Origin of the sequence: Enterobacter oligotrophicus, assembly GCF_009176645.1 — a bacterium.
Taxonomy (GTDB): Bacteria; Pseudomonadota; Gammaproteobacteria; order Enterobacterales; family Enterobacteriaceae; genus Enterobacter; species Enterobacter oligotrophicus.
This window is the reverse complement of the sequence record NZ_AP019007.1, coordinates 4,248,224-4,266,059: the sequence shown is the minus strand read 5'-3', so window position 1 is coordinate 4,266,059 and position 17,836 is coordinate 4,248,224. Positions and strand designations below refer to the sequence as shown.

The window sequence follows — 17,836 nt, the reverse complement described above, 5'->3', positions numbered from 1 at the left end:
TCCTCACTAAGCCTAATCACGCTGACGCGTGATTACTTAGTGATAACCTTGCGGCCGCGGTAGAAACCGTCAGCAGTGATGTGGTGACGCAGGTGTTTCTCACCAGAAGTCTTGTCTACAGACAGGCTGGTAACTGCAGTCAGCGCGTCATGGGAACGACGCATGCCACGTTTGGAACGGGTTGGTTTATTCTGTTGTACGGCCATGGACCTTACTCCTCAATTACTTACGCTTTAAGCTGGCTAATACGGCAAATGGGTTTGGTTTTTGCGCTTCATCAGGCAGTTCCCCAAAGACCATGTCCGCCTCGGACACTTCACAGTGTTCAGAATCATGCACCGGAACCACTGGCAAGGTGAGGATGATTTCATCTTCAACCAGCGCCAGCAGATCGATTTCACCGAATTCGTTAACCTCAATCGGCTCATACGCTTCCGGGAGTGCTTCAGCCTGTTCGTCAGAACGAACCGGACTGAAACAATACGTTGTGTGAACATGCTGTACAAACGGTTTCCCGCAACGCTGACACTCGAGCGTTACCGTCACCTTTGCATCACCGGTTAAAACGGCGAGGCGCTGGTTATCGATAGCGAACGACATGGAGCATTCGACATCACTGTCCACACTGACTACAGATTCGGCAATACGCTCTGCCTGATCGGAAGTATAGATACCTTCATAATCGAGGCGTTTTTGAGCCGTACGAACCGGATCAAGAGTCAGGGGTAATTTTACCTTTTGCATAGGGCGCGCATATTAACTTTGTAACGTCATAGAGTCAAAGAAAAAGGCAACCTGGGCTGCCTTTTGCCAATTATTCGCACACATTGCGGCCTGTAGTTTAAAATGGCTGGCATCGATACGCTATATCTGGTGATAAAAATATGCCAAATCTCGTTCTTGCTTCCACATCACCCTACCGCCGAATGCTGCTGGAAAAACTCGGGATTCCGTTTGAATGTGCCGCGCCAGAGATTGATGAAACGCCGCATCCGGGCGAATCCCCTCGTCATCTGGTCACCCGTCTCGCACAAGAGAAGGCACAGGCGCTTGCCGCCCGCTATCCCGCTCATTTGATTATAGGCTCCGATCAGGTTTGCGTGCTGGACGGTGAAATCACCGGCAAGCCCCATACCGAAGAGAACGCCTGCCAGCAGTTGATGCGAGCACGTGGCACTATCGTGACCTTTTATACGGGTCTTGCGCTCTACAACTCCGCCTCAGGCCATCTGCAAACGGAATGTGAACCCTTCGACGTGCACTTTCGTCACCTCAGCGATCAGGAGATTACCGACTACGTGCGTCGGGAACGTCCGCTGAACTGTGCGGGGAGCTTTAAAAGTGAAGGACTGGGGATTGCGTTGTTCGACAAGCTGGACGGCCGTGACCCAAATACGCTGGTTGGATTGCCGCTGATTGCGCTGTGCCAGATGTTAAGGCGAGAAGAGTGTAATCCGCTGACTATGTGACCTTCGCCGGGTGGCGCTGCGCTGACCCGGCCTACAAAACCGTAGGCCCGTGCAAGCGCAGCGCCGCCGGGCAAAATCAGCCGCGCAGGACCTTAAGACAGCGTTTCAACTGTTCATCCAGCGGCGCTTCAATACGGATGATTTCACCGGTATTAGGATGGGTAAACTTCAGCGCGGCCGCATGTAGGAACAGACGCGACAGCCCCGTCCCCGCCAGCTGCTTATCAAACTCGCGGTCGCCGTAGCGGTCATCAAACGCAATGGGATGGCCCGCAAACTGCGTATGCACGCGGATCTGGTGAGTACGGCCCGTCACCGGGCTACAGCGCACCAGCGTAGCAAACTCATACCGCTCTTCTACTTTAAAGCGCGTCTCAGACGGTTTACCTTCCTGATTCACACGCACGATGCGCTCGCCGCTCTGCAAAATATTTTTCAGCAGCGGTGCCTGCACCACCTTAACGTGGGATTGCCACTGACCGCGAACCAGCGCCAGATAATCCTTCTGCATCCCTTTTTCACGCAGTTGCTCATGGAGCGAACGCAGCGCAGAACGTTTTTTCGCCACCAGCAGCACGCCGGAGGTGTCCCGGTCCAGACGATGCACCAGCTCCAGGAAACGGGCTTCCGGGCGCAGCGCGCGCAGTCCTTCAATCACGCCGAAGCTCAGCCCACTGCCGCCGTGTACGGCTGTGCCGGACGGTTTGTTCAGTACCAGAATGTGGTCGTCCTCATAAAGGATAACATCACTCAGCGCAGCCACTTTTTGCAGCTTAGGCGAAACCACTTCTTCTTCACGTTCAGCCACGCGCACCGGCGGGATACGCACTTCATCACCAGCTTCGAGCTTGTACTCGGGCTTCACGCGTTTTTTGTTCACCCGCACCTCGCCCTTACGCAAGATGCGATAAATCATACTTTTTGGCACGCCTTTCAGTTGGGTGCGCAAAAAGTTATCGATGCGTTGCCCCGCTTCATCATCCGCGATGGCAACCATTTTTACGGCTGGAGTCTCTGTTTTCATGGTTGGCGATTCTAAATATCGTCAGGCATTAGCGCCACTCATTTTTCTATGCTTATATTTACTTTTATCCGGCCTGCTCCTTCTTTTGCGCAATCGATTTGGTGGTTATTAAACCAATCGTCGCGTTGAAGTGAAGAAACTGTGAGTAACCGGGTGATAATTGGTAAAAGTCATCTTGCTATAACCCGGCGAGCAGTGGAATAATGAGGCTGTTTTCCGCGTTAAATCCGGGTTTTGTAAGGATATCGACGGAATGACCAATTTTGTCTGACCGATCATCCACGCAGCAATGGCGTAAGACGTATTGATCTTTCAGGCAGTTAGCGGGCTGCGGGTTGCAGTACTTCCCGGTATAAGGATTGTTCTCTGGAGAGTTTTCCCAGGCAATTCCCCTGATAATTGCGCTGTGTTTCCGTATGAAATACAGGCAACCGACACTCTGCGCCTCTTAAGCGAGCGACAACCGTGAGGTTGGCGACGTGAACAGACACGAGGCCATCGGTTCATACCCCGGAAAGCGTCACCTTGCCCGCAGCTTTGTCGTCAATGTAAGAATAATGAGTAAGTTACGATGAAAAGAATGTTAATCAACGCAACTCAGCAAGAAGAGTTGCGTGTCGCCCTTGTGGATGGGCAGCGCCTGTACGATCTGGATATCGAAAGTCCTGGACACGAACAGAAAAAAGCGAACATTTACAAAGGTAAGATCACCCGCATTGAACCAAGCCTTGAAGCTGCATTTGTCGATTACGGTGCTGAGCGTCACGGTTTCCTCCCTCTTAAAGAAATCGCCCGCGAATATTTCCCTGCAAACTACAACTCCCATGGCCGCCCAAACATTAAAGATGTTCTGCGTGAAGGTCAGGAAGTTATCGTCCAGATTGATAAAGAAGAGCGTGGCAACAAAGGTGCCGCACTGACCACCTTTATCAGCCTGGCGGGGAGCTATCTGGTTCTGATGCCAAACAACCCGCGTGCGGGTGGCATCTCTCGCCGTATCGAAGGTGATGACCGTACCGAGCTGAAAGAAGCGCTGGCGAGTCTTGAACTGCCGGATGGCATGGGGCTTATCGTTCGTACCGCAGGCGTGGGCAAATCTGCCGAAGCGCTGCAGTGGGATCTGAGCTTCCGTCTGAAGCACTGGGAAGCCATCCAGAAAGCGGCAGAAAGCCGCCCTGCTCCGTTCCTGATCCACCAGGAAAGCAACGTTATCGTGCGTGCCTTCCGTGACTACCTGCGTCAGGATATCGGCGAAATTCTGATTGATAACCCGAAAGTGCTTGAGCTGGCTCGCCAGCACATCGCTGCGCTGGGTCGTCCGGATTTCACCAGCAAAATCAAACTGTACACCGGTGAAATCCCGCTGTTCAGCCACTATCAGATTGAATCCCAGATCGAGTCCGCCTTCCAGCGTGAAGTGCGTCTGCCGTCCGGCGGTTCTATCGTTATCGATACGACCGAAGCGCTGACCGCTATCGACATCAACTCCGCACGTGCAACCCGCGGCGGTGATATCGAAGAGACAGCCTTCAATACCAACCTTGAAGCCGCTGATGAAATCGCCCGCCAGCTCCGCCTGCGCGACCTGGGTGGTCTGATTGTTATCGACTTCATCGATATGACGCCTGTTCGTCACCAGCGCGCGGTTGAAAACCGTCTGCGTGAAGCGGTGCGTCAGGATCGTGCGCGTATCCAGATTAGCCATATCTCGCGCTTTGGCCTGCTGGAGATGTCCCGTCAGCGTCTCAGCCCGTCACTGGGTGAGTCCAGCCATCACGTTTGCCCGCGCTGTTCCGGTACGGGTACAGTGCGTGACAACGAATCGCTGTCCCTCTCTATTCTGCGTCTGATTGAAGAAGAAGCGCTGAAAGAGAACACCAAAGAAGTTCACGCCATTGTTCCGGTGCCGATTGCCTCCTACCTGCTGAACGAAAAACGTGCCGCGGTAAGCGCCATTGAAGCACGTCAGGGTGGCGTTCGCTGCATCATCGTGCCAAACGATCAGATGGAAACCCCGCACTATCACGTTCTGCGTGTTCGTAAGGGTGAAGAGACCTCGACGCTCAGCTACCTGCTGCCGAAGCTGCATGAAGAAGAGATGGCGCTGCCATCAGATGAAGAACCTGCCGAGCGCAAACTGCCTGAGCAGCCTGCCTTAGCCACCTTCATTATGCCGGAAGCACCGCCGGAAACCGCGCTGGAAAAACCTGCCGCGAAACCTGCTGTGCAAAAACCTGCGCCAGCGGTAGCGAAAGCACAGCCGGAGCAACCAGGCCTTCTGAGCCGCCTCTTCGGTGCGCTGAAGAAAATGTTTGCAGGCGAAGAAGTTCAGCCGGAGCAACCGAAAGAAGCACCGAAAGAAGCGAAGCCTGAACGCCAGCAGGATCGTCGTAAACGTCAGAACAACCGCCGCGATCGTAACGAGCGCCGCGATAACCGTTCAGACAACAACGAAGGCCGCGAGCAGCGTGAAGAGAACCGTCGCAACCGTCGCGAGAAACAACAGCAGAACGTTGAAGACCGCGAAATTCGCCAGCAGGCAGCGGGTGACGAGCCTGAGAAAACCAAACAACGTGACGAGCAGCAGCCTCGCCGTGAGCGCAATCGTCGCCGTAACGACGATAAACGCCAGGCGCAGCAGGAAGTTAAAAACCTGAACCGCGAAGAGCCTGTGGAACAGCAAGAGGCTGAACAGGAAGAACGTACTCAGGTGATGCCACGCCGTAAACAGCGCCAGCTGTCGCAGAAAGTGCGTATTGGTGCACAGCAAACGGAAGAGACGGCCGTTGTCGCGACTGAAACGACCGAAAGCGCACCGGGCACGCAAGTGGCGAAAGTTGACCTGCCAGCCGTGGTTGAAAGCAACGTCGAGCAGGATGATAACGCTGAAAACCGTGATAATGCTGGTATGCCGCGTCGCTCCCGTCGTTCTCCGCGTCACCTGCGCGTCAGCGGCCAGCGCCGTCGTCGTTACCGTGACGAGCGTTACCCGACTCAGTCTCCGATGCCGTTAGCCGTGGCGTGCGCGTCACCAGAAATGGCCTCCGGTAAAGTGTGGCTCCGCTACCCGGTTGCTCGCCCGGAACAGATTGTTGAAGAACAACCTGTAACCGAAGAGGTGATTGCACCAGTGGCCGCGGTTGAAGAGGTCGTGCCTGAAGCAGCTACTGTGGTTGAACCGCAGGCTGTAGAAGCTGAAGCCCCGCACGCGGTTGAAGTGGAAACCACCCACCCGGAAGTGATTGCTGCGCCAGTTGATGCTGCACCACAGTTTATCGCCGAAGAAGACACCGTGGTGGCTGAAGAGGTTGCAGAAGAAGTTGAACCTGCAACTGCTGAAGAACCTGCTGAAGTCGTTATTGAAACTGTCGCTGAAGACGTGGTTCAGGAAGTAGAAATTGACGTTGAACCTGTTCGCGAAACCGTGGAAGTGGAAGCACAAGCACCAGAAGTGAAACCGGAGCCGGTTGCCACTGCTGCTGCCCCACACGTTGCCACTGCGCCGATGACGCGCGCACCTGCACCTGACTATGTGCCGGAAGCGCCACGCCATAGCGACTGGGTTCGTCCTGCATTCCATTTTGACGGTAAAGGTGCCGCAGGTGGTCACAGTGCAACGCACCAGGCTACTGCGCCAGCCACCCGTCCACAGTCTGTTGAGTAAATCTCATTAAGACGAAAAGCCGACCTTCGGGTCGGCTTTTTTATGGCGTCTGTTCAGGGGAAATCAGCTAAAAAAAATGCCCAATCCAGACGGATTGGGCAGTCAAAACATGCCCAGTTTCAAGACATGTTCTAAGAGGTCAAGACATTATTTGTTCAGCTGGAACAGAGACATACCCTGCATATCGCTGAACGCTTTATAAGAGGCCTGCAACGCTGCCTGCTGCATGGAATAAGAGGAAATCACAGAGTTCCAGTCCACATCCACGAGGTTGCTCATCTGCTGAGTTTGCCCCAGCGCACGATCATCGCCCAGAGAGTCAAGTTTGCTCAGCTCATCCAGCTTAGTCCCCAGATCCGCACGAACGGTAAGCACGTTATTGAGTGAGTTACTCAGCCCACGGTTCGCTTTATCCATGCTGGCGGTAAACTCATCCGCTTTTGTCTGATCGCCTTCTATCGGCGTATTCAGCGCGGCAATTGCCGTATCAAGGATCTTAAACAGGTTTGTTTCCGGCGTACTGCCATCCGGCTCAGGTTTCGCGTTGCTGGTAAAGCTGTCGAAAACTTCACTGCCTGTATGGCTGATTTGCATCGAACGTGCAGAATCCACCTGCTGGGTAATCGGCGTCGTACCGCCCTGATAATCACCCGTAGTCTGATCAAAAGACGCGGCTTCCGTTTTATAACCGGCAAAAATATAGCGTCCATTTCCGTCGGTGCTGTTCGCCAGGTTCATCAGCTGATCGCGGATGCCCTGCAGGTTGGTTGCCAGCGATGCACGGTCGTCATCACTCATCGTGCCATTACCCGCGTTGACGATCTTTTCCTGAGCACTGATGATCGCTGTGGTGACCTGTTTAAGGACATCCTCTTCCAGCGAGACTTTCTGCGTGGCAAAGGTACGGGCAAGTGCATACTGGCTGTTCTGCGTTTGCGCCTGAGACAAAACCACGGCCTGAGAGGCAGCAATCGGGTCATCAGACGGGCGATTGACTCGCTTGCCGGTAGACATCTGTTCGCCATAGCTGAGCCAGAGACTCTGGGAGTTTGTCACCCCACGCATGCTCTGCTCATACATCATTTGTGTACTAATACGCATTTTTAACCTCAGCCTTAGCGAATGTTGATTAACGCATCAAAGAGCGTGCTGGCAGTCTGAAGAACCTGCGCATTCGCCAGGTAATACTGCTGATAACGTTGCAGGTTGCCATACTCTTCATCCAGGTTAACCCCGGAGATAGATTGCTGCTGCTTAGTGAGCTGAGTTACCACATTGCCCTGGGTTTCACTGCTGGTTTTCAGCGATGCCGTGGTGCTGCCCACGGTACTGACCAGTGCAGCGTAAGCATCGTTAAAGGTTTTGCTGTTACCCACCACTTTGGCATTCTGCAGATCCAGCAGTTTTTGCCCGTTGGTGTTGTCACTCTCACCGCTGTCAGCGGCGGAAGCCATCGCCAGCTTTGATTCATCGGAAATAGTCAGTTCCATATTAACGATGACGTCATTGACTGGTTTTACGAGGAAACTGTCTTTCTGATTGGCTGTACCGCTGACATTTACATTCAGGCCATCAAACGCCAGATTGCCGCTGGCATCCGGTGTCACCGTAAAGCTGGTTTTGTCTGACAGGCGCGTCACCGTCCAGTCGGTGCCGTTATATTCGACTTTATAGTTAGTTGCCTGCACGGCAGAGCTATCAGAAACCGTTGCCGTCAACGACGCGCCACCGGTGTTTTTGCTGTTGCTCAGTACTGCCGGTGAACCGAAGTCGAACAGTTTTCCGCCCGCCTGACCGTTCGCATCGAAACCGGCTTCATGCTGGGTATTCATGGCATCAGCAAAAGCCAGTGCCATCTGATTCAGGGTATTGCGCGCCTGGTCAAGATCCTGAGAGCGGAACGTCAGCAGCCCGCCCAGCGAGCCGGTGGTGATCTGCTTTTCAGGAATTTCAGTGTTGCCTGACGCGGCATCAACATAGGCAATTGTGGTGCGTGACGGGTCAGCGCTGGACTGCACTGCAGCCAACTGGCTTGCCGTACTGCCCTGCACCAGAGAGTAACCATTCGCGAAGGAGATGTTATAGGTGCCGCTGTCCTGCACGGTCACTTCCACACCGACAATCTGGTTAAGCTGGCTGACCAGCTGATCGCGCTGGTCGAGCAGTTCGTTTGGTGATGCCCCCGCTCCCACACCGGTAAGACGAGAAATCTGATCGTTCAGGTTCGCAATTTGCTTCGCATACCCGTTGATCTGATCAACGCTGCTGGTGATAGAAATATTCACCTGCTTATCCTGGTCACGAAGATACTGATCGTTCGTTTTGAACTGATTGACCAGCCCATCGGCCTTGCCCAGCACCGTCTGACGTGCAGCCGGATCTTCCGCGTTGCTGACCAGCGTTTGCAGGCTTTTAAAGAAATCCTGCAGGGTGGTGGAGAGCGAGTTGGTGGTATCAGAGAGGACGTCATCAATTTTTGACATCTGCTGATAACGCGTCGTCAGGCCGCTGCTTTGCGTCTCTGCAGCACGAAGCTGATTGGTAATGAAAGCATCATACTCACGCTGTACACCGGAAACATAAACCCCGTTGCCAACCCAGCCACCGCCTGTCAGCGTACTGTTAGCCGCCCCAAGGATGGTGTTCTGGCGGGTATAACCTGCCACGTTATAGCTTGAAATATTATTACTGACGGTATTGAGTGCCGCCTGTGCAGCACTGAGGCCACTCATGGCGCTGTTAATCAAACTGGACATGGGGGTTCCTTTTATACTTTCAGACACGAGTCCTGATGAAGGTTATCGGCAGCCGCTACCGGGACTTGAGAACTTTCAGAACAGATTTTCAATATCTGTGCTATAGGCTTTGCTGACTTTCTCACTCATCGATTTCAGTTGCTGAATCATGCTGGTGAGCTTACGCGCATAGTTCGGATCGGTGGCGTAACCTGCGTTCTGCAATGCCTGAGCGCCCTGCTCTGGCGTCGCCGCCTGCGTGACGGCGGTATAACGCGGATTGCGGCTCAACAGGCCCACATAATCCGACAGCGCTTCAAGATAAGAGCTGTAGACGCGGAATTTCGCTTTGACCTTCACCGCTGCACCGTTTTCGTACTCGGTGGTGGTGATCTCCGTCGTTGGCCCTTTCCAGCTGGAGGTGGCTTTTACGCCAAAGATATTAAAGCTCGGCTCACCGTTCTCTTTACGGATTTGCCGTTGTCCCCAGCCAGATTCCAGCGCGGCTTGCGCCAGAATAAGGTGATGCGGTACGCCGCTCTGCTCACTGGCAAGACGGGCAGGCAGAGAGAGCTGTGCCAGGAAGTCTTTGCTGTCGCCGGAGAGCGGCTCATCGTTGGTCGCGGCCGGCTTCGGTATCGCTTTGCGTACCATCTGCGTCAGCGCCTGATTCTGATAACTGGTCACCGTTTCCAGGTCGAACTTCATCGGCACCTGTTGTGGCTGATCCTCTGGCTGAATACCCTGCGCGGCTGCGGTCTGTTTCACAATCATGTCAGCCAGACCTAAGCCTTTACCGGCTGTCATCTGCTGCGCAATCTGCTGATCGTACATGCTGGTGTAGAGACGCGTCGAGTCGCTGCTGAACATCCCGTCTTTCGGCAGGGTTTCACGCATGCTTTTCAGCATCATCTGCACGAACATCCCCTCCACCTGGCGGGCGACCGGGCGGAGATTCGCCGCCGGGTCTTTGCCTGCTTTGGTTTTCAGCTCGTTAAGCGACTGGGCATCCCAGGCGGCACTGGTCAGCAGTTTGCTATCGGTCAGCATCAGATGATTTCCAGTTTGGCACGCAGGCAACCTGCACTTTGCATTGACTGCAGAATGGACATTAGATCCATCGGCGTTGCCCCCAGAGCGTTCAGGGCGCGTACCACGCTGTTCAGGTTAGCGCTGGAACGCACGCTCTGCAGCGAACCGCCGCTCTGGCGCAAATCAATCTGCGTTTGCGGCGTCACTACCGTCTGGCCGCCACCAAACGGCGTGTCTGGCTGGCTGACGTTAGCAGAACGGTTCACCGTCACCGAGAGGTTGCCCTGTGCCACGGCACAGCTGTCCAGCGACACTTCGCGGTTCATCACCACCGACCCGGTGCGCGAGTTGATAATGACTTTGGCATCCTGAAGCGGCACGTTCACTTCCATATTCTGGATATCCGCCAGCATACGCACCTGGTTACTGCTGCCCGTGGAGGTACGGATCTGCACGGTACGCGCATCCAGCGCCGTGGCGCTACCGTAGCCACGGCTGCGGTTGATGGTGTCGGCAATTTGCTGCGCCATGGTGAAGTCTTCATTATTCAGCTGCAGGTTGATGGTATTCCCGGAGCCGAACTGCGTCGGCAGTTCACGTTCGATGATCGCACCGTTTGTGATACGCCCGCCGTTCAGCTGGTTCACCTGAACACTGCTGCCACCCGCCGATGCACCCGCACCGCCCACCAGAATGTTACCCTGCGCCAGCGCGTAGACCTGGCTGTCGACGCCCTTCAGAGGCGTCATCAGCAGCGTACCGCCGCGCAGGCTTTTGGCATTACCCATAGACGAAACTACAACATCAATGGTTTGCCCCTGACGAGCGAACGCCGGGAAGGAGGCAGTGACCATCACCGCAGCTACGTTTTTCAGCTGCATGTTTGTCCCGGCCGGCACGGTGATGCCAAGCTGGGAGAGCATGTTGTTTAAACTTTGCGTGGTAAAGGGCGTCTGGGTGGTCTGGTCACCCGTACCGTCCAGCCCCACCACCAGACCGTAGCCGATCAGGGAGTTTTCGCGTACACCCTGAACGCTTGTCAGGTCACGAATACGGTCAGCCTGGGCGAAGGTTGCCACCAGCGCCAGCGCCACGGCGAAGATCGATTTAAACATGGGTCACCTCGCTTACATCGGCGATAAGTTAAGGAAGAAACGCTGCAGCCAGCCCATATTTTGCGCTTCATTGATGTAGCCGTTGCCGACATACTCGATGCGCGCATCCGCCACCTGGGTAGACGGAACGGTGTTGGTGCCGCTGATGGTGCGAGGGTTAACCACACCGGAGAAGCGAATGAACTCAGTGCCCTGGTTAATGGCAATCTGTTTTTCACCCACAACGTGTAAGTTGCCGTTAACCAGAACCTGGTCAACCGTTACCGTCAGCGTACCGCTGAAGGTATTGCTGGCATTCGCGCCACCTTTACCGTTAAAGGTATTGCCGCCAGAGGCATCCACATCCGCACGCGCATTGCCGAACAGGCCCTGCAGATAACGTGGCACGGTGTCGAAGCCAAAATTCGTTTTGCCATCGCGGCTTGCATTCGCCGACGAGCTTTTGCTCGCACTGACGTTTTCCTGCAGCACAATGGTCAACGTGTCGCCGACGTTACGCGGGCGACGGTCTTCAAACAGCGGCTGATAACCGTAGTTAATCGGCTGGGCTGTCTGGAAAATAGAGCCATTCACCACCGGCGCGGGGCCGGGAACGGGTTGGGCGGTCGTCGCACCCTCGACCAATGGTTTAGACGGTATCCAGGCACACCCGCTAAGGGTCACAGCCAGAACAGTCAGTATCGGATAACGAAACGCCGCGTTTTTTTGCATTGCCTTCATCTTCGAAAACAGGGAGCCGGTGCGGCGTTGACCGCACCGGGCTACACCTTAGAGTTGCGTCAGTTTCTGCAGCATCTGGTCGGTCGTCGACACTGCTTTACTGTTAATTTCATACGCGCGCTGAACCTGGATCATATTCACCAGCTCTTCCGCCACGTTAACGTTCGAGGTTTCGACATAACCCTGGTACAGCAGACCCGCGCCATTCAGCCCAGGCGTACTTTCATTTGGCGTACCGGAGGACTGCGTTTCGGTGTAGAGGTTCTCACCAATGCTTTCCAGACCGGTATCGTTCATGAAGGTAGTCAGGTTGAGCTGTCCAACCTGAACAGGCGCAGCCTGTCCTTGCTGGGTCACACTCACGATGCCGTCACGCCCGATGGTAATGCTCAGGGCATTCGCCGGAATGGTGATCGCAGGCTGAACCTGGAAGCCGCCCGCCGTCACCAGTTGGCCGTTCTGATCCACCTGGAAAGAGCCGTCGCGGGTATAAGCAGAGGTGCCGTCAGGCAGTTGCACCTGGAAGAACCCCTGCCCTTTAATGGCAACATCTTTACTGTTGTTGGTCTGAGACAGGTTGCCCTGACTGTGCAGACGCTCGGTTGCGACCGGGCGAACACCCGTACCGATCTGTAAACCGGACGGCAGCGTGGTTTGCTCAGAAGATTGCGCACCCGGCTGACGAATCGTTTGATAAAGCAAATCTTCGAAAACAGCACGCTGACGCTTAAAACCATTGGTGCTGACGTTCGCCAGGTTGTTGGCAATCACATCCATGTTGGTTTGCTGTGCGTCCAGGCCGGTTTTCGCGATCCATAAAGAACTGATCATAAGGAGTCCTGTTAACTCATAGCCAGTAGTTGGTTAGCTTTGCTCGCGTTCTCATCCACGCTGCTGATAACCTTCATCTGCATTTCAAAACGGCGGGCACTGGCGATCATGTCGGTCATGGCTTCAACCGGTTTGACGTTACTGCCTTCCAGCACGCCAGACATCACACGAATGCTCGGATCGGCCTGTAACGTGGCACCACGTGTCGCCTGTGCGGCCTGGGTCAGGCGGAACATACCATCATCACCACGCTGCACTTCCCTGCCTTCCGCTTTGACCAGTTTCAGACGCCCGACAGGTGCCACGGTATTGGCCGGATCGCCCGGATTCAACGCCGAAATGGTCCCGTCCGCAGCGATAGTCAGCTCTGATCCTTCAGGTACGGTGATCGGCCCTGCTTCTCCGATCACCGGATGCCCCTGAATCGTCAACTGACCGTTCGCATCCACCTGGATATTACCGTTACGGGTATACCCTTCGCGGCCGTCTGCGGTTTGCACCGCCAGCCAGCCGTCCTGCTGGAGGGCAACGTCCAGCGGACGCGAGGTATAATCCATCTGGCCGGGCGTCATGTCGGCACCCGGCGTGGAGGCGGTGACCAGCGTGCGCGTTGGCAGCGAAAGTCCTTCCACCGGCACCGCACGCAGCGCGTTGAGCTGCGCACGAAAACCTGGCGTTGAGGCGTTCGCCAGGTTGCTGGCGGTAACGGCCTGCTGATTGAGCGTCTGGCTTGCCGCGCCCATCGCCGTATATATTGCGTGATCCATTGCGCTTTCCCGTCAGCCGCTTAACGCAGGTTAACCAGCGTGTTGAGGATCTGATCCTGAGTTTTGATGGTCTGCGCGTTCGACTGATAGTTACGTTGCGCCACGATCATGTTCACCAGTTCTTTACTCAGATCAACGTTAGAGGCTTCAAGCGCACCGTTGGTCAGCGTACCGAAGTTACCGGTCCCCGCCGTACCCAGCAGCGCAACGCCGGAAGACTGCGTGGCAGACCAGACGTTATCGCCTTCAGATTTCAGGCCTTCGTTGTTGGCGAAGTTTGCCAGCACGATTTGGCCCAGAACCTGTGTCTGTTCGTTGGAGTAGTTACCCACAACAGTACCGTCGTCGTTGATCTGGTAGCTCACCAGATCGCCCGGCTTGTAGCCGTTCTGGGTGGTGTTCACCACGCTGTTCGTGCCGGTGTTCTGCTGCATGGAGTTCTGGAAGCTCAGGGAGAATGTCGCAGGGGTTGCACCGCTGACGGATTCCGTGGTGATGTTGATAGCCGGCGTAGCGTTCGGGGTTCCGCTCAGTACAACACCCGCCGCATCGTAGTTATACACACCATCAAGGTTACCGTTTTCATCAAAGCTCATCTGTGCCGCTTTGGTCACCGGGCCGTTCGCAACGCTACCGTCCTGGGTGTAGAGATCCCATTTGTTGTCTGCTGTTTTGACATAGTAGACATACATGTTATGGGCGTTACCCTGGCTGTCGAATACCGTTACGGTACCTTTTTTATTGTAGGTATCCTGGTTCGTCGCATCGAAAGCCGCAGTCTGGATATCATCCGTGGAGTTCAGGTTAATCTGTTGCGTTGCGGTGGTGGTCGACTTCGCCGCCATCAGGGTGTTAGGGATGGTGATCGCCTGAGGGTTCGCACCGGTCTGTACGGTAGGTGGTGTCCCCGCCACCGGATAACCGGTTAACTGCATCCCCTGCATGTTGACCAGCGTACGGTTCTCGTCCAGCTTGAACTGACCGTTACGGCTGTAGAACACGGAACCGTTGGAATCAACCATACGGAAGAACCCGTTCTGGCTAATGGCAACGTCCAGGCCACGACCGGTGTTAGTTGTGGTGCCGTCGGTGAAATCCTGAGTGATACCTGCGACTTTAACGCCCAGGCCTACTTTGGAACCGGCAAACATGTCTGCAAAAGACGCCGTACCGGATTTAAAACCATAGGTCGCGGAGTTGGCGATGTTGTTGCCAATGACATCCAGGTTGGTGGCTGCAGCATTCAGGCCGCTGACCGCTTGAGAAAAGGCCATGACTTACTCCTGATAAGTGTTAAGGCTTAGATAATCTGCCGAACTTCGTCGAGTGTGGTGGTACCAGAAGTACCCAAATCCAGTTTGTTGCCGTCGCTACCTTTAATCACGCCCTGAACCAGCGCGAACTGGAGCGGCTGAGCCACCAGCTGCGTGGTGCCACTGCTGGCGCTGATAGCCACTTTGTAGGAACCGTTTGGTGCCGTGGTGCCGTCCGTCATGCTGCCATCCCAGGTAAAGGTATGAACGCCCGCGTCCAGCTTGCCGATATCAATGGTTCGGACCACCGCACCGGAGGCATCGGTGATCGTCGCGGTTACCTTATCCGCCGCCTGCTGCAACTCAACGCCAAATGGTGTAGTGGACGTCGTGGTTGTGCCATCGGTCGTGCTGCTGCCCGCAAGGATCGTGGTCCCTGGGATCATCACCCCGTGACCAATCAGGTTGGCAGCCTGCAGAGACTGGCTATTGTCGATTTGGCCAGAGACAGAGCCGAGGGTGGTATTGAGCTTCTCAATGCCGCTAACGGTGCTGATCTGCGCAAGCTGCGTGGTCAGTTCGTTGTTTTGCATTGGGTTGGTCGGGTCCTGGTTCTTCAACTGAGCCACCAGCAGCGTCAGAAAGCTGCTTTGCAGATCAGAGGCACTGCTTCCCGTCAGAGAGCTGGAACTCCCTGAACTGGTACTCGTTACGCCCGAATTGGTCGTATCATTCACGTTTACGGCGATGGACATGCGTGTCTCCTTTACTGGCCGAGAGTGAGTGTTTTGAGCATCATGCTCTTCACGGTGTTAAGCACTTCGACGTTTGCCTGGTAACTGCGTGAGGCAGACATGGAGTTCACCATTTCACCCACCACATCCACGTTAGGCATTTTCACGTAACCACTGGCATCCGCGAGCGGGTTGCCGGGCTCATACACCAGTTTGTCCGGTGCCTGGCTCTCTACCACGTCGGAGACCTTCACGCCGCCCGTTGCCGCACCCGGCGCAGCATTCACCTGAAAGACGACCTGTTTCGCACGATAAGGCTGCCCGTCTGGACCGGTCACGCTGTCGGCGTTGGCGAGGTTACTGGCCGCCACGTTCAGACGCTGTGACTGCGCGGTTAACGCTGAACCGGCAATATCAAAAATATTCAGCAAAGCCATGGATTAGTTGCCCCCCTGAAGGACGGTCATCATGCCTTTAATCTGTCCACCGAGTAGCGTCAGGCCCGTCTGGTACTGCAGGCTGTTATCGGCAAACTGTGTACGTTCCCGATCCATATCGACGGTGTTACCATCAAGAGAGGGCTGGTCAGGGATGCGGTAAAGCAAATCGGTCGTCGGCGCGGTCATCGCCTGAGCGGGAATGTGGCGTGAGGATGTCAGTGCAAGTGCGACACCTGTTCCTTCGGCACGTCCACGCTCCATCACTTTTTTAAGTTCACTGGAAAAATCAATATCGCGCGCCTGATACCCAGGGGTATCCGCGTTAGCGATATTGGCGGCTAAAATCTCCTGCCGCTGGGCGCGTAAATTGAGCGCTTCCTGCTGAAAACGTAACGCGGCATCGAGTTTATCGAGCATGTCTCCTCCGCTAATGGGAAAATTTCAGTTCACAGCTTAAATCTCAACCCGTCAGCCTTATCGACGGAATAAGCGCAAAATGCGTCGCTATTTATTGCGTTGATGCAAAACCACTGCGGGTAGAATCGTCCCAATTCTGAAAACGGTGGAACTTGCGATGCGGACGTTAAAAAGTGCCCTTGCGGCAACCTTATTGCTTTTAAGCCCTCTGGTGCAGGCTGAAGGGTTACAGGGGCAGTTAACCGCCTTTTTTGCTCAGCAGTTGGCAGGCTTTAGCGATGAGGTCAGCGTTACCGTGCGAACGCCCCCCAATCTTTTTCCATCCTGTGAACAGCCCTCATTCAGCGTGACCGGCAGTGCTAAACTGTGGGGTAATGTGAATGTGCTGGCGCGTTGTCCTGGCGAAAAACGCTATTTGCAGGTTGCCGTTCAGGCGACAGGCAATTATGTTGTCGCCGCCCAGCCGATCGTCAGAGGAAGCCAACTGCAGGCGAACAGCGTTACGTTAAAACGTGGCCGCCTGGACCAGTTGCCGCCTCGCACCATGCTCGACATTAACCAGGCCCAGGACGCCATTAGCCTGCGGGATGTGGCACCAGGCCAGCCGATACAGCTCTCTATGCTGCGTCAGGCATGGCGGGTAAAAGCGGGGCAACAGGTGATGGTCGTCGCCAGCGGAGACGGCTTTAGCATCAACAGCGAAGGGAAGGCATTAAACAATGCCGCCGTGGCACAAAATGCCCGAGTCAGGATGTCTTCAGGCCAGGTGGTTAGCGGAACCGTCGATACTGATGGGAATATTCTGATTAACCTATAATCTTTTTAAAGATTTCGCGGCGACTGCCGATAAATATTCAACTAATGATGATGTCAGGCGCAAACGCCGCGAACCCTCGATGAGGACAACACTATGAGCATTGATCGTACATCAGCCCTGAAGCCGGTTAGCACTGTACAACCTCGCGAAACGAATGACACTACGCCGCAGAAAACGCGTCTGGAAAAACCGTCGACGGCCAATAGCACCAGCGTCACCCTGAGCGATGCTCAGTCAAAACTGATGCAGCCAGGCAGCAGCGATATCAACATGGAACGTGTTGAAGCACTGAAAACGGCGATTCGTAACGGCGAGCTGAAAATGGATACCAGCAAAATCGCTGACGCGCTGATTAATGAAGCGCAGAGTTTCTTGCAGAGTAACTAACCGTATGAGTCGACTGTCAGAAATACTGGATCAGATGACGGTTGTCCTGAATGACCTGAAAACGGTAATGGATGCAGAGCAGCAGCACCTGTCTTCCGGTCAAATCAACGGCAGCGCGTTGCAGCGCATTACGGAAGACAAAAGCTCGCTTCTGGCGACACTGGATTATCTCGAACAGCAACGGCGCGCTGAGCAAGATCCTAAGCGCAGTGCCAATGATGAGATTGTTGAACGCTGGCAGACGATTACAGAAAAAACCCAGCACCTGCGCGATCTCAACCAGCACAACGGCTGGCTGTTAGAGGGGCAAATTATGCGTAATCAGCAGGCTCTGGAGGTATTAAAGCCCCATAAGGAGCCTGGGCTCTACGGCGCGGATGGTCAAACAGCCAGTTCGCGTATTTCAGGCGGGAAAAAGATTTCGATTTGAC

The 17,836-nt window shown here is 54.8% G+C and carries 19 protein-coding genes; 5 read left to right on the top strand and 14 right to left on the bottom strand.

Features of this window, described 5'->3' with window-relative positions; genetic code table 11:
- Positions 1 to 32 precede the first annotated feature (32 nt).
- Positions 33 to 206: a 50S ribosomal protein L32 gene (gene rpmF / locus EoCCA6_RS20430; protein ID WP_003857964.1), complete on the bottom strand. Its 174-nt coding sequence runs from the start codon at positions 204 to 206 to the stop codon at positions 33 to 35.
- A gap of 16 nt (positions 207 to 222) precedes the next feature.
- Entirely contained in the window at positions 223 to 744 is a 522-nt protein-coding gene (yceD, locus tag EoCCA6_RS20425) for a 23S rRNA accumulation protein YceD (RefSeq protein WP_014883375.1), read from the bottom strand.
- Positions 745 to 884: 140 nt separating this feature from the next.
- On the opposite strand from yceD, the gene EoCCA6_RS20420 reads away from it, so the two are divergent.
- Positions 885 to 1,469, top strand: coding sequence for a Maf family protein (locus EoCCA6_RS20420; protein ID WP_152084205.1), 585 nt, complete (start codon positions 885 to 887; stop codon positions 1,467 to 1,469).
- 76 nt (positions 1,470 to 1,545) lie between these two features.
- Here EoCCA6_RS20420 and rluC read toward each other — a convergent pair whose 3' ends face one another.
- Positions 1,546 to 2,493, bottom strand: coding sequence for a 23S rRNA pseudouridine(955/2504/2580) synthase RluC (rluC, locus tag EoCCA6_RS20415; RefSeq protein WP_047719356.1), 948 nt, complete (start codon positions 2,491 to 2,493; stop codon positions 1,546 to 1,548).
- A 571-nt stretch (positions 2,494 to 3,064) separates the two neighbouring features.
- Between rluC and rne the strand changes: the two genes are divergently transcribed.
- Positions 3,065 to 6,157, top strand: a complete 3,093-nt coding sequence (gene rne, locus EoCCA6_RS20410; RefSeq protein WP_152084204.1) for a ribonuclease E — start codon at positions 3,065 to 3,067, stop codon at positions 6,155 to 6,157.
- A gap of 147 nt (positions 6,158 to 6,304) precedes the next feature.
- On the opposite strand, the gene flgL is transcribed toward rne, so the two are convergent.
- The 11 genes from flgL to flgB all read right to left on the bottom strand — a co-directional run bounded on the left by flgL (position 6,305) and on the right by flgB (position 16,201).
- Positions 6,305 to 7,258 (bottom strand): flagellar hook-associated protein FlgL, encoded by a 954-nt coding sequence (gene flgL / locus EoCCA6_RS20405; RefSeq protein ID WP_152084203.1) that lies wholly within the window; start codon positions 7,256 to 7,258, stop codon positions 6,305 to 6,307.
- Between the two features lie 14 nt (positions 7,259 to 7,272).
- Positions 7,273 to 8,913: a flagellar hook-associated protein FlgK gene (gene flgK / locus EoCCA6_RS20400; protein WP_152084202.1), complete on the bottom strand. Its 1,641-nt coding sequence runs from the start codon at positions 8,911 to 8,913 to the stop codon at positions 7,273 to 7,275.
- A 75-nt stretch (positions 8,914 to 8,988) separates the two neighbouring features.
- Positions 8,989 to 9,942, bottom strand: coding sequence for a flagellar assembly peptidoglycan hydrolase FlgJ (gene flgJ / locus EoCCA6_RS20395; RefSeq protein ID WP_152084201.1), 954 nt, complete (start codon positions 9,940 to 9,942; stop codon positions 8,989 to 8,991).
- A complete protein-coding gene (locus EoCCA6_RS20390) occupies positions 9,942 to 11,039 on the bottom strand; it encodes a flagellar basal body P-ring protein FlgI (protein WP_152084200.1) in 1,098 nt (365 codons plus the stop codon). Before EoCCA6_RS20390 ends, flgJ begins: the two co-directional genes overlap by 1 nt.
- A 12-nt stretch (positions 11,040 to 11,051) precedes the next feature.
- Positions 11,052 to 11,750: a flagellar basal body L-ring protein FlgH gene (flgH, locus tag EoCCA6_RS20385; protein WP_119934684.1), complete on the bottom strand. Its 699-nt coding sequence runs from the start codon at positions 11,748 to 11,750 to the stop codon at positions 11,052 to 11,054.
- A gap of 57 nt (positions 11,751 to 11,807) precedes the next feature.
- Complete coding sequence (gene flgG / locus EoCCA6_RS20380) at positions 11,808 to 12,590, bottom strand: flagellar basal-body rod protein FlgG (protein ID WP_000625853.1); 783 nt, start codon at positions 12,588 to 12,590, stop codon at positions 11,808 to 11,810.
- Between the two features lie 11 nt (positions 12,591 to 12,601).
- A complete protein-coding gene (locus EoCCA6_RS20375) occupies positions 12,602 to 13,357 on the bottom strand; it encodes a flagellar basal body rod protein FlgF (RefSeq protein ID WP_152084199.1) in 756 nt (251 codons plus the stop codon).
- Between the two features lie 20 nt (positions 13,358 to 13,377).
- A complete protein-coding gene (gene flgE / locus EoCCA6_RS20370; protein ID WP_152084198.1) occupies positions 13,378 to 14,631 on the bottom strand; it encodes a flagellar hook protein FlgE in 1,254 nt (417 codons plus the stop codon).
- Between the two features lie 26 nt (positions 14,632 to 14,657).
- Entirely contained in the window at positions 14,658 to 15,365 is a 708-nt protein-coding gene (flgD, locus tag EoCCA6_RS20365; RefSeq protein ID WP_152084197.1) for a flagellar hook assembly protein FlgD, read from the bottom strand.
- Positions 15,366 to 15,376: 11 nt separating this feature from the next.
- Entirely contained in the window at positions 15,377 to 15,781 is a 405-nt protein-coding gene (gene flgC, locus EoCCA6_RS20360; protein WP_152084196.1) for a flagellar basal body rod protein FlgC, read from the bottom strand.
- A 3-nt stretch (positions 15,782 to 15,784) separates the two neighbouring features.
- Complete coding sequence (gene flgB, locus EoCCA6_RS20355; protein WP_010429643.1) at positions 15,785 to 16,201, bottom strand: flagellar basal body rod protein FlgB; 417 nt, start codon at positions 16,199 to 16,201, stop codon at positions 15,785 to 15,787.
- 157 nt (positions 16,202 to 16,358) lie between these two features.
- On the opposite strand from flgB, the gene flgA reads away from it, so the two are divergent.
- From flgA to flgN, 3 genes are all read left to right on the top strand, one after another.
- Positions 16,359 to 17,018, top strand: a complete 660-nt coding sequence (gene flgA / locus EoCCA6_RS20350) for a flagellar basal body P-ring formation chaperone FlgA (protein ID WP_152084195.1) — start codon at positions 16,359 to 16,361, stop codon at positions 17,016 to 17,018.
- Between the two features lie 93 nt (positions 17,019 to 17,111).
- Entirely contained in the window at positions 17,112 to 17,405 is a 294-nt protein-coding gene (gene flgM / locus EoCCA6_RS20345; RefSeq protein ID WP_152084194.1) for a flagellar biosynthesis anti-sigma factor FlgM, read from the top strand.
- A gap of 4 nt (positions 17,406 to 17,409) precedes the next feature.
- Positions 17,410 to 17,835 (top strand): flagella biosynthesis chaperone FlgN, encoded by a 426-nt coding sequence (flgN, locus tag EoCCA6_RS20340; RefSeq protein ID WP_152084193.1) that lies wholly within the window; start codon positions 17,410 to 17,412, stop codon positions 17,833 to 17,835.
- Position 17,836 lies beyond the last annotated feature (1 nt).

What these genes read in the sequence shown, in the direction of transcription:
- yceD (WP_014883375.1), bottom strand. Translation starts at nt 744, where the DNA reads ATGCAAAAGGTAAAATTACCCCTGACTCTTGATCCGGTTCGTACGGCT.
- flgN (WP_152084193.1), top strand. Translation starts at nt 17,410, where the DNA reads ATGAGTCGACTGTCAGAAATACTGGATCAGATGACGGTTGTCCTGAAT.
- rluC (WP_047719356.1), bottom strand. Translation starts at nt 2,493, where the DNA reads ATGAAAACAGAGACTCCAGCCGTAAAAATGGTTGCCATCGCGGATGAT.
- flgC (WP_152084196.1), bottom strand. Translation starts at nt 15,781, where the DNA reads ATGGCTTTGCTGAATATTTTTGATATTGCCGGTTCAGCGTTAACCGCG.
- EoCCA6_RS20420 (WP_152084205.1), top strand. Translation starts at nt 885, where the DNA reads ATGCCAAATCTCGTTCTTGCTTCCACATCACCCTACCGCCGAATGCTG.
- flgG (WP_000625853.1), bottom strand. Translation starts at nt 12,590, where the DNA reads ATGATCAGTTCTTTATGGATCGCGAAAACCGGCCTGGACGCACAGCAA.
- rpmF (WP_003857964.1), bottom strand. Translation starts at nt 206, where the DNA reads ATGGCCGTACAACAGAATAAACCAACCCGTTCCAAACGTGGCATGCGT.
- flgD (WP_152084197.1), bottom strand. Translation starts at nt 15,365, where the DNA reads ATGTCCATCGCCGTAAACGTGAATGATACGACCAATTCGGGCGTAACG.
- rne (WP_152084204.1), top strand. Translation starts at nt 3,065, where the DNA reads ATGAAAAGAATGTTAATCAACGCAACTCAGCAAGAAGAGTTGCGTGTC.
- flgA (WP_152084195.1), top strand. Translation starts at nt 16,359, where the DNA reads ATGCGGACGTTAAAAAGTGCCCTTGCGGCAACCTTATTGCTTTTAAGC.
- flgL (WP_152084203.1), bottom strand. Translation starts at nt 7,258, where the DNA reads ATGCGTATTAGTACACAAATGATGTATGAGCAGAGCATGCGTGGGGTG.
- flgJ (WP_152084201.1), bottom strand. Translation starts at nt 9,942, where the DNA reads ATGCTGACCGATAGCAAACTGCTGACCAGTGCCGCCTGGGATGCCCAG.
- flgM (WP_152084194.1), top strand. Translation starts at nt 17,112, where the DNA reads ATGAGCATTGATCGTACATCAGCCCTGAAGCCGGTTAGCACTGTACAA.
- flgB (WP_010429643.1), bottom strand. Translation starts at nt 16,201, where the DNA reads ATGCTCGATAAACTCGATGCCGCGTTACGTTTTCAGCAGGAAGCGCTC.
- flgE (WP_152084198.1), bottom strand. Translation starts at nt 14,631, where the DNA reads ATGGCCTTTTCTCAAGCGGTCAGCGGCCTGAATGCTGCAGCCACCAAC.
- EoCCA6_RS20390 (WP_152084200.1), bottom strand. Translation starts at nt 11,039, where the DNA reads ATGTTTAAATCGATCTTCGCCGTGGCGCTGGCGCTGGTGGCAACCTTC.
- EoCCA6_RS20375 (WP_152084199.1), bottom strand. Translation starts at nt 13,357, where the DNA reads ATGGATCACGCAATATATACGGCGATGGGCGCGGCAAGCCAGACGCTC.
- flgH (WP_119934684.1), bottom strand. Translation starts at nt 11,750, where the DNA reads ATGCAAAAAAACGCGGCGTTTCGTTATCCGATACTGACTGTTCTGGCT.
- flgK (WP_152084202.1), bottom strand. Translation starts at nt 8,913, where the DNA reads ATGTCCAGTTTGATTAACAGCGCCATGAGTGGCCTCAGTGCTGCACAG.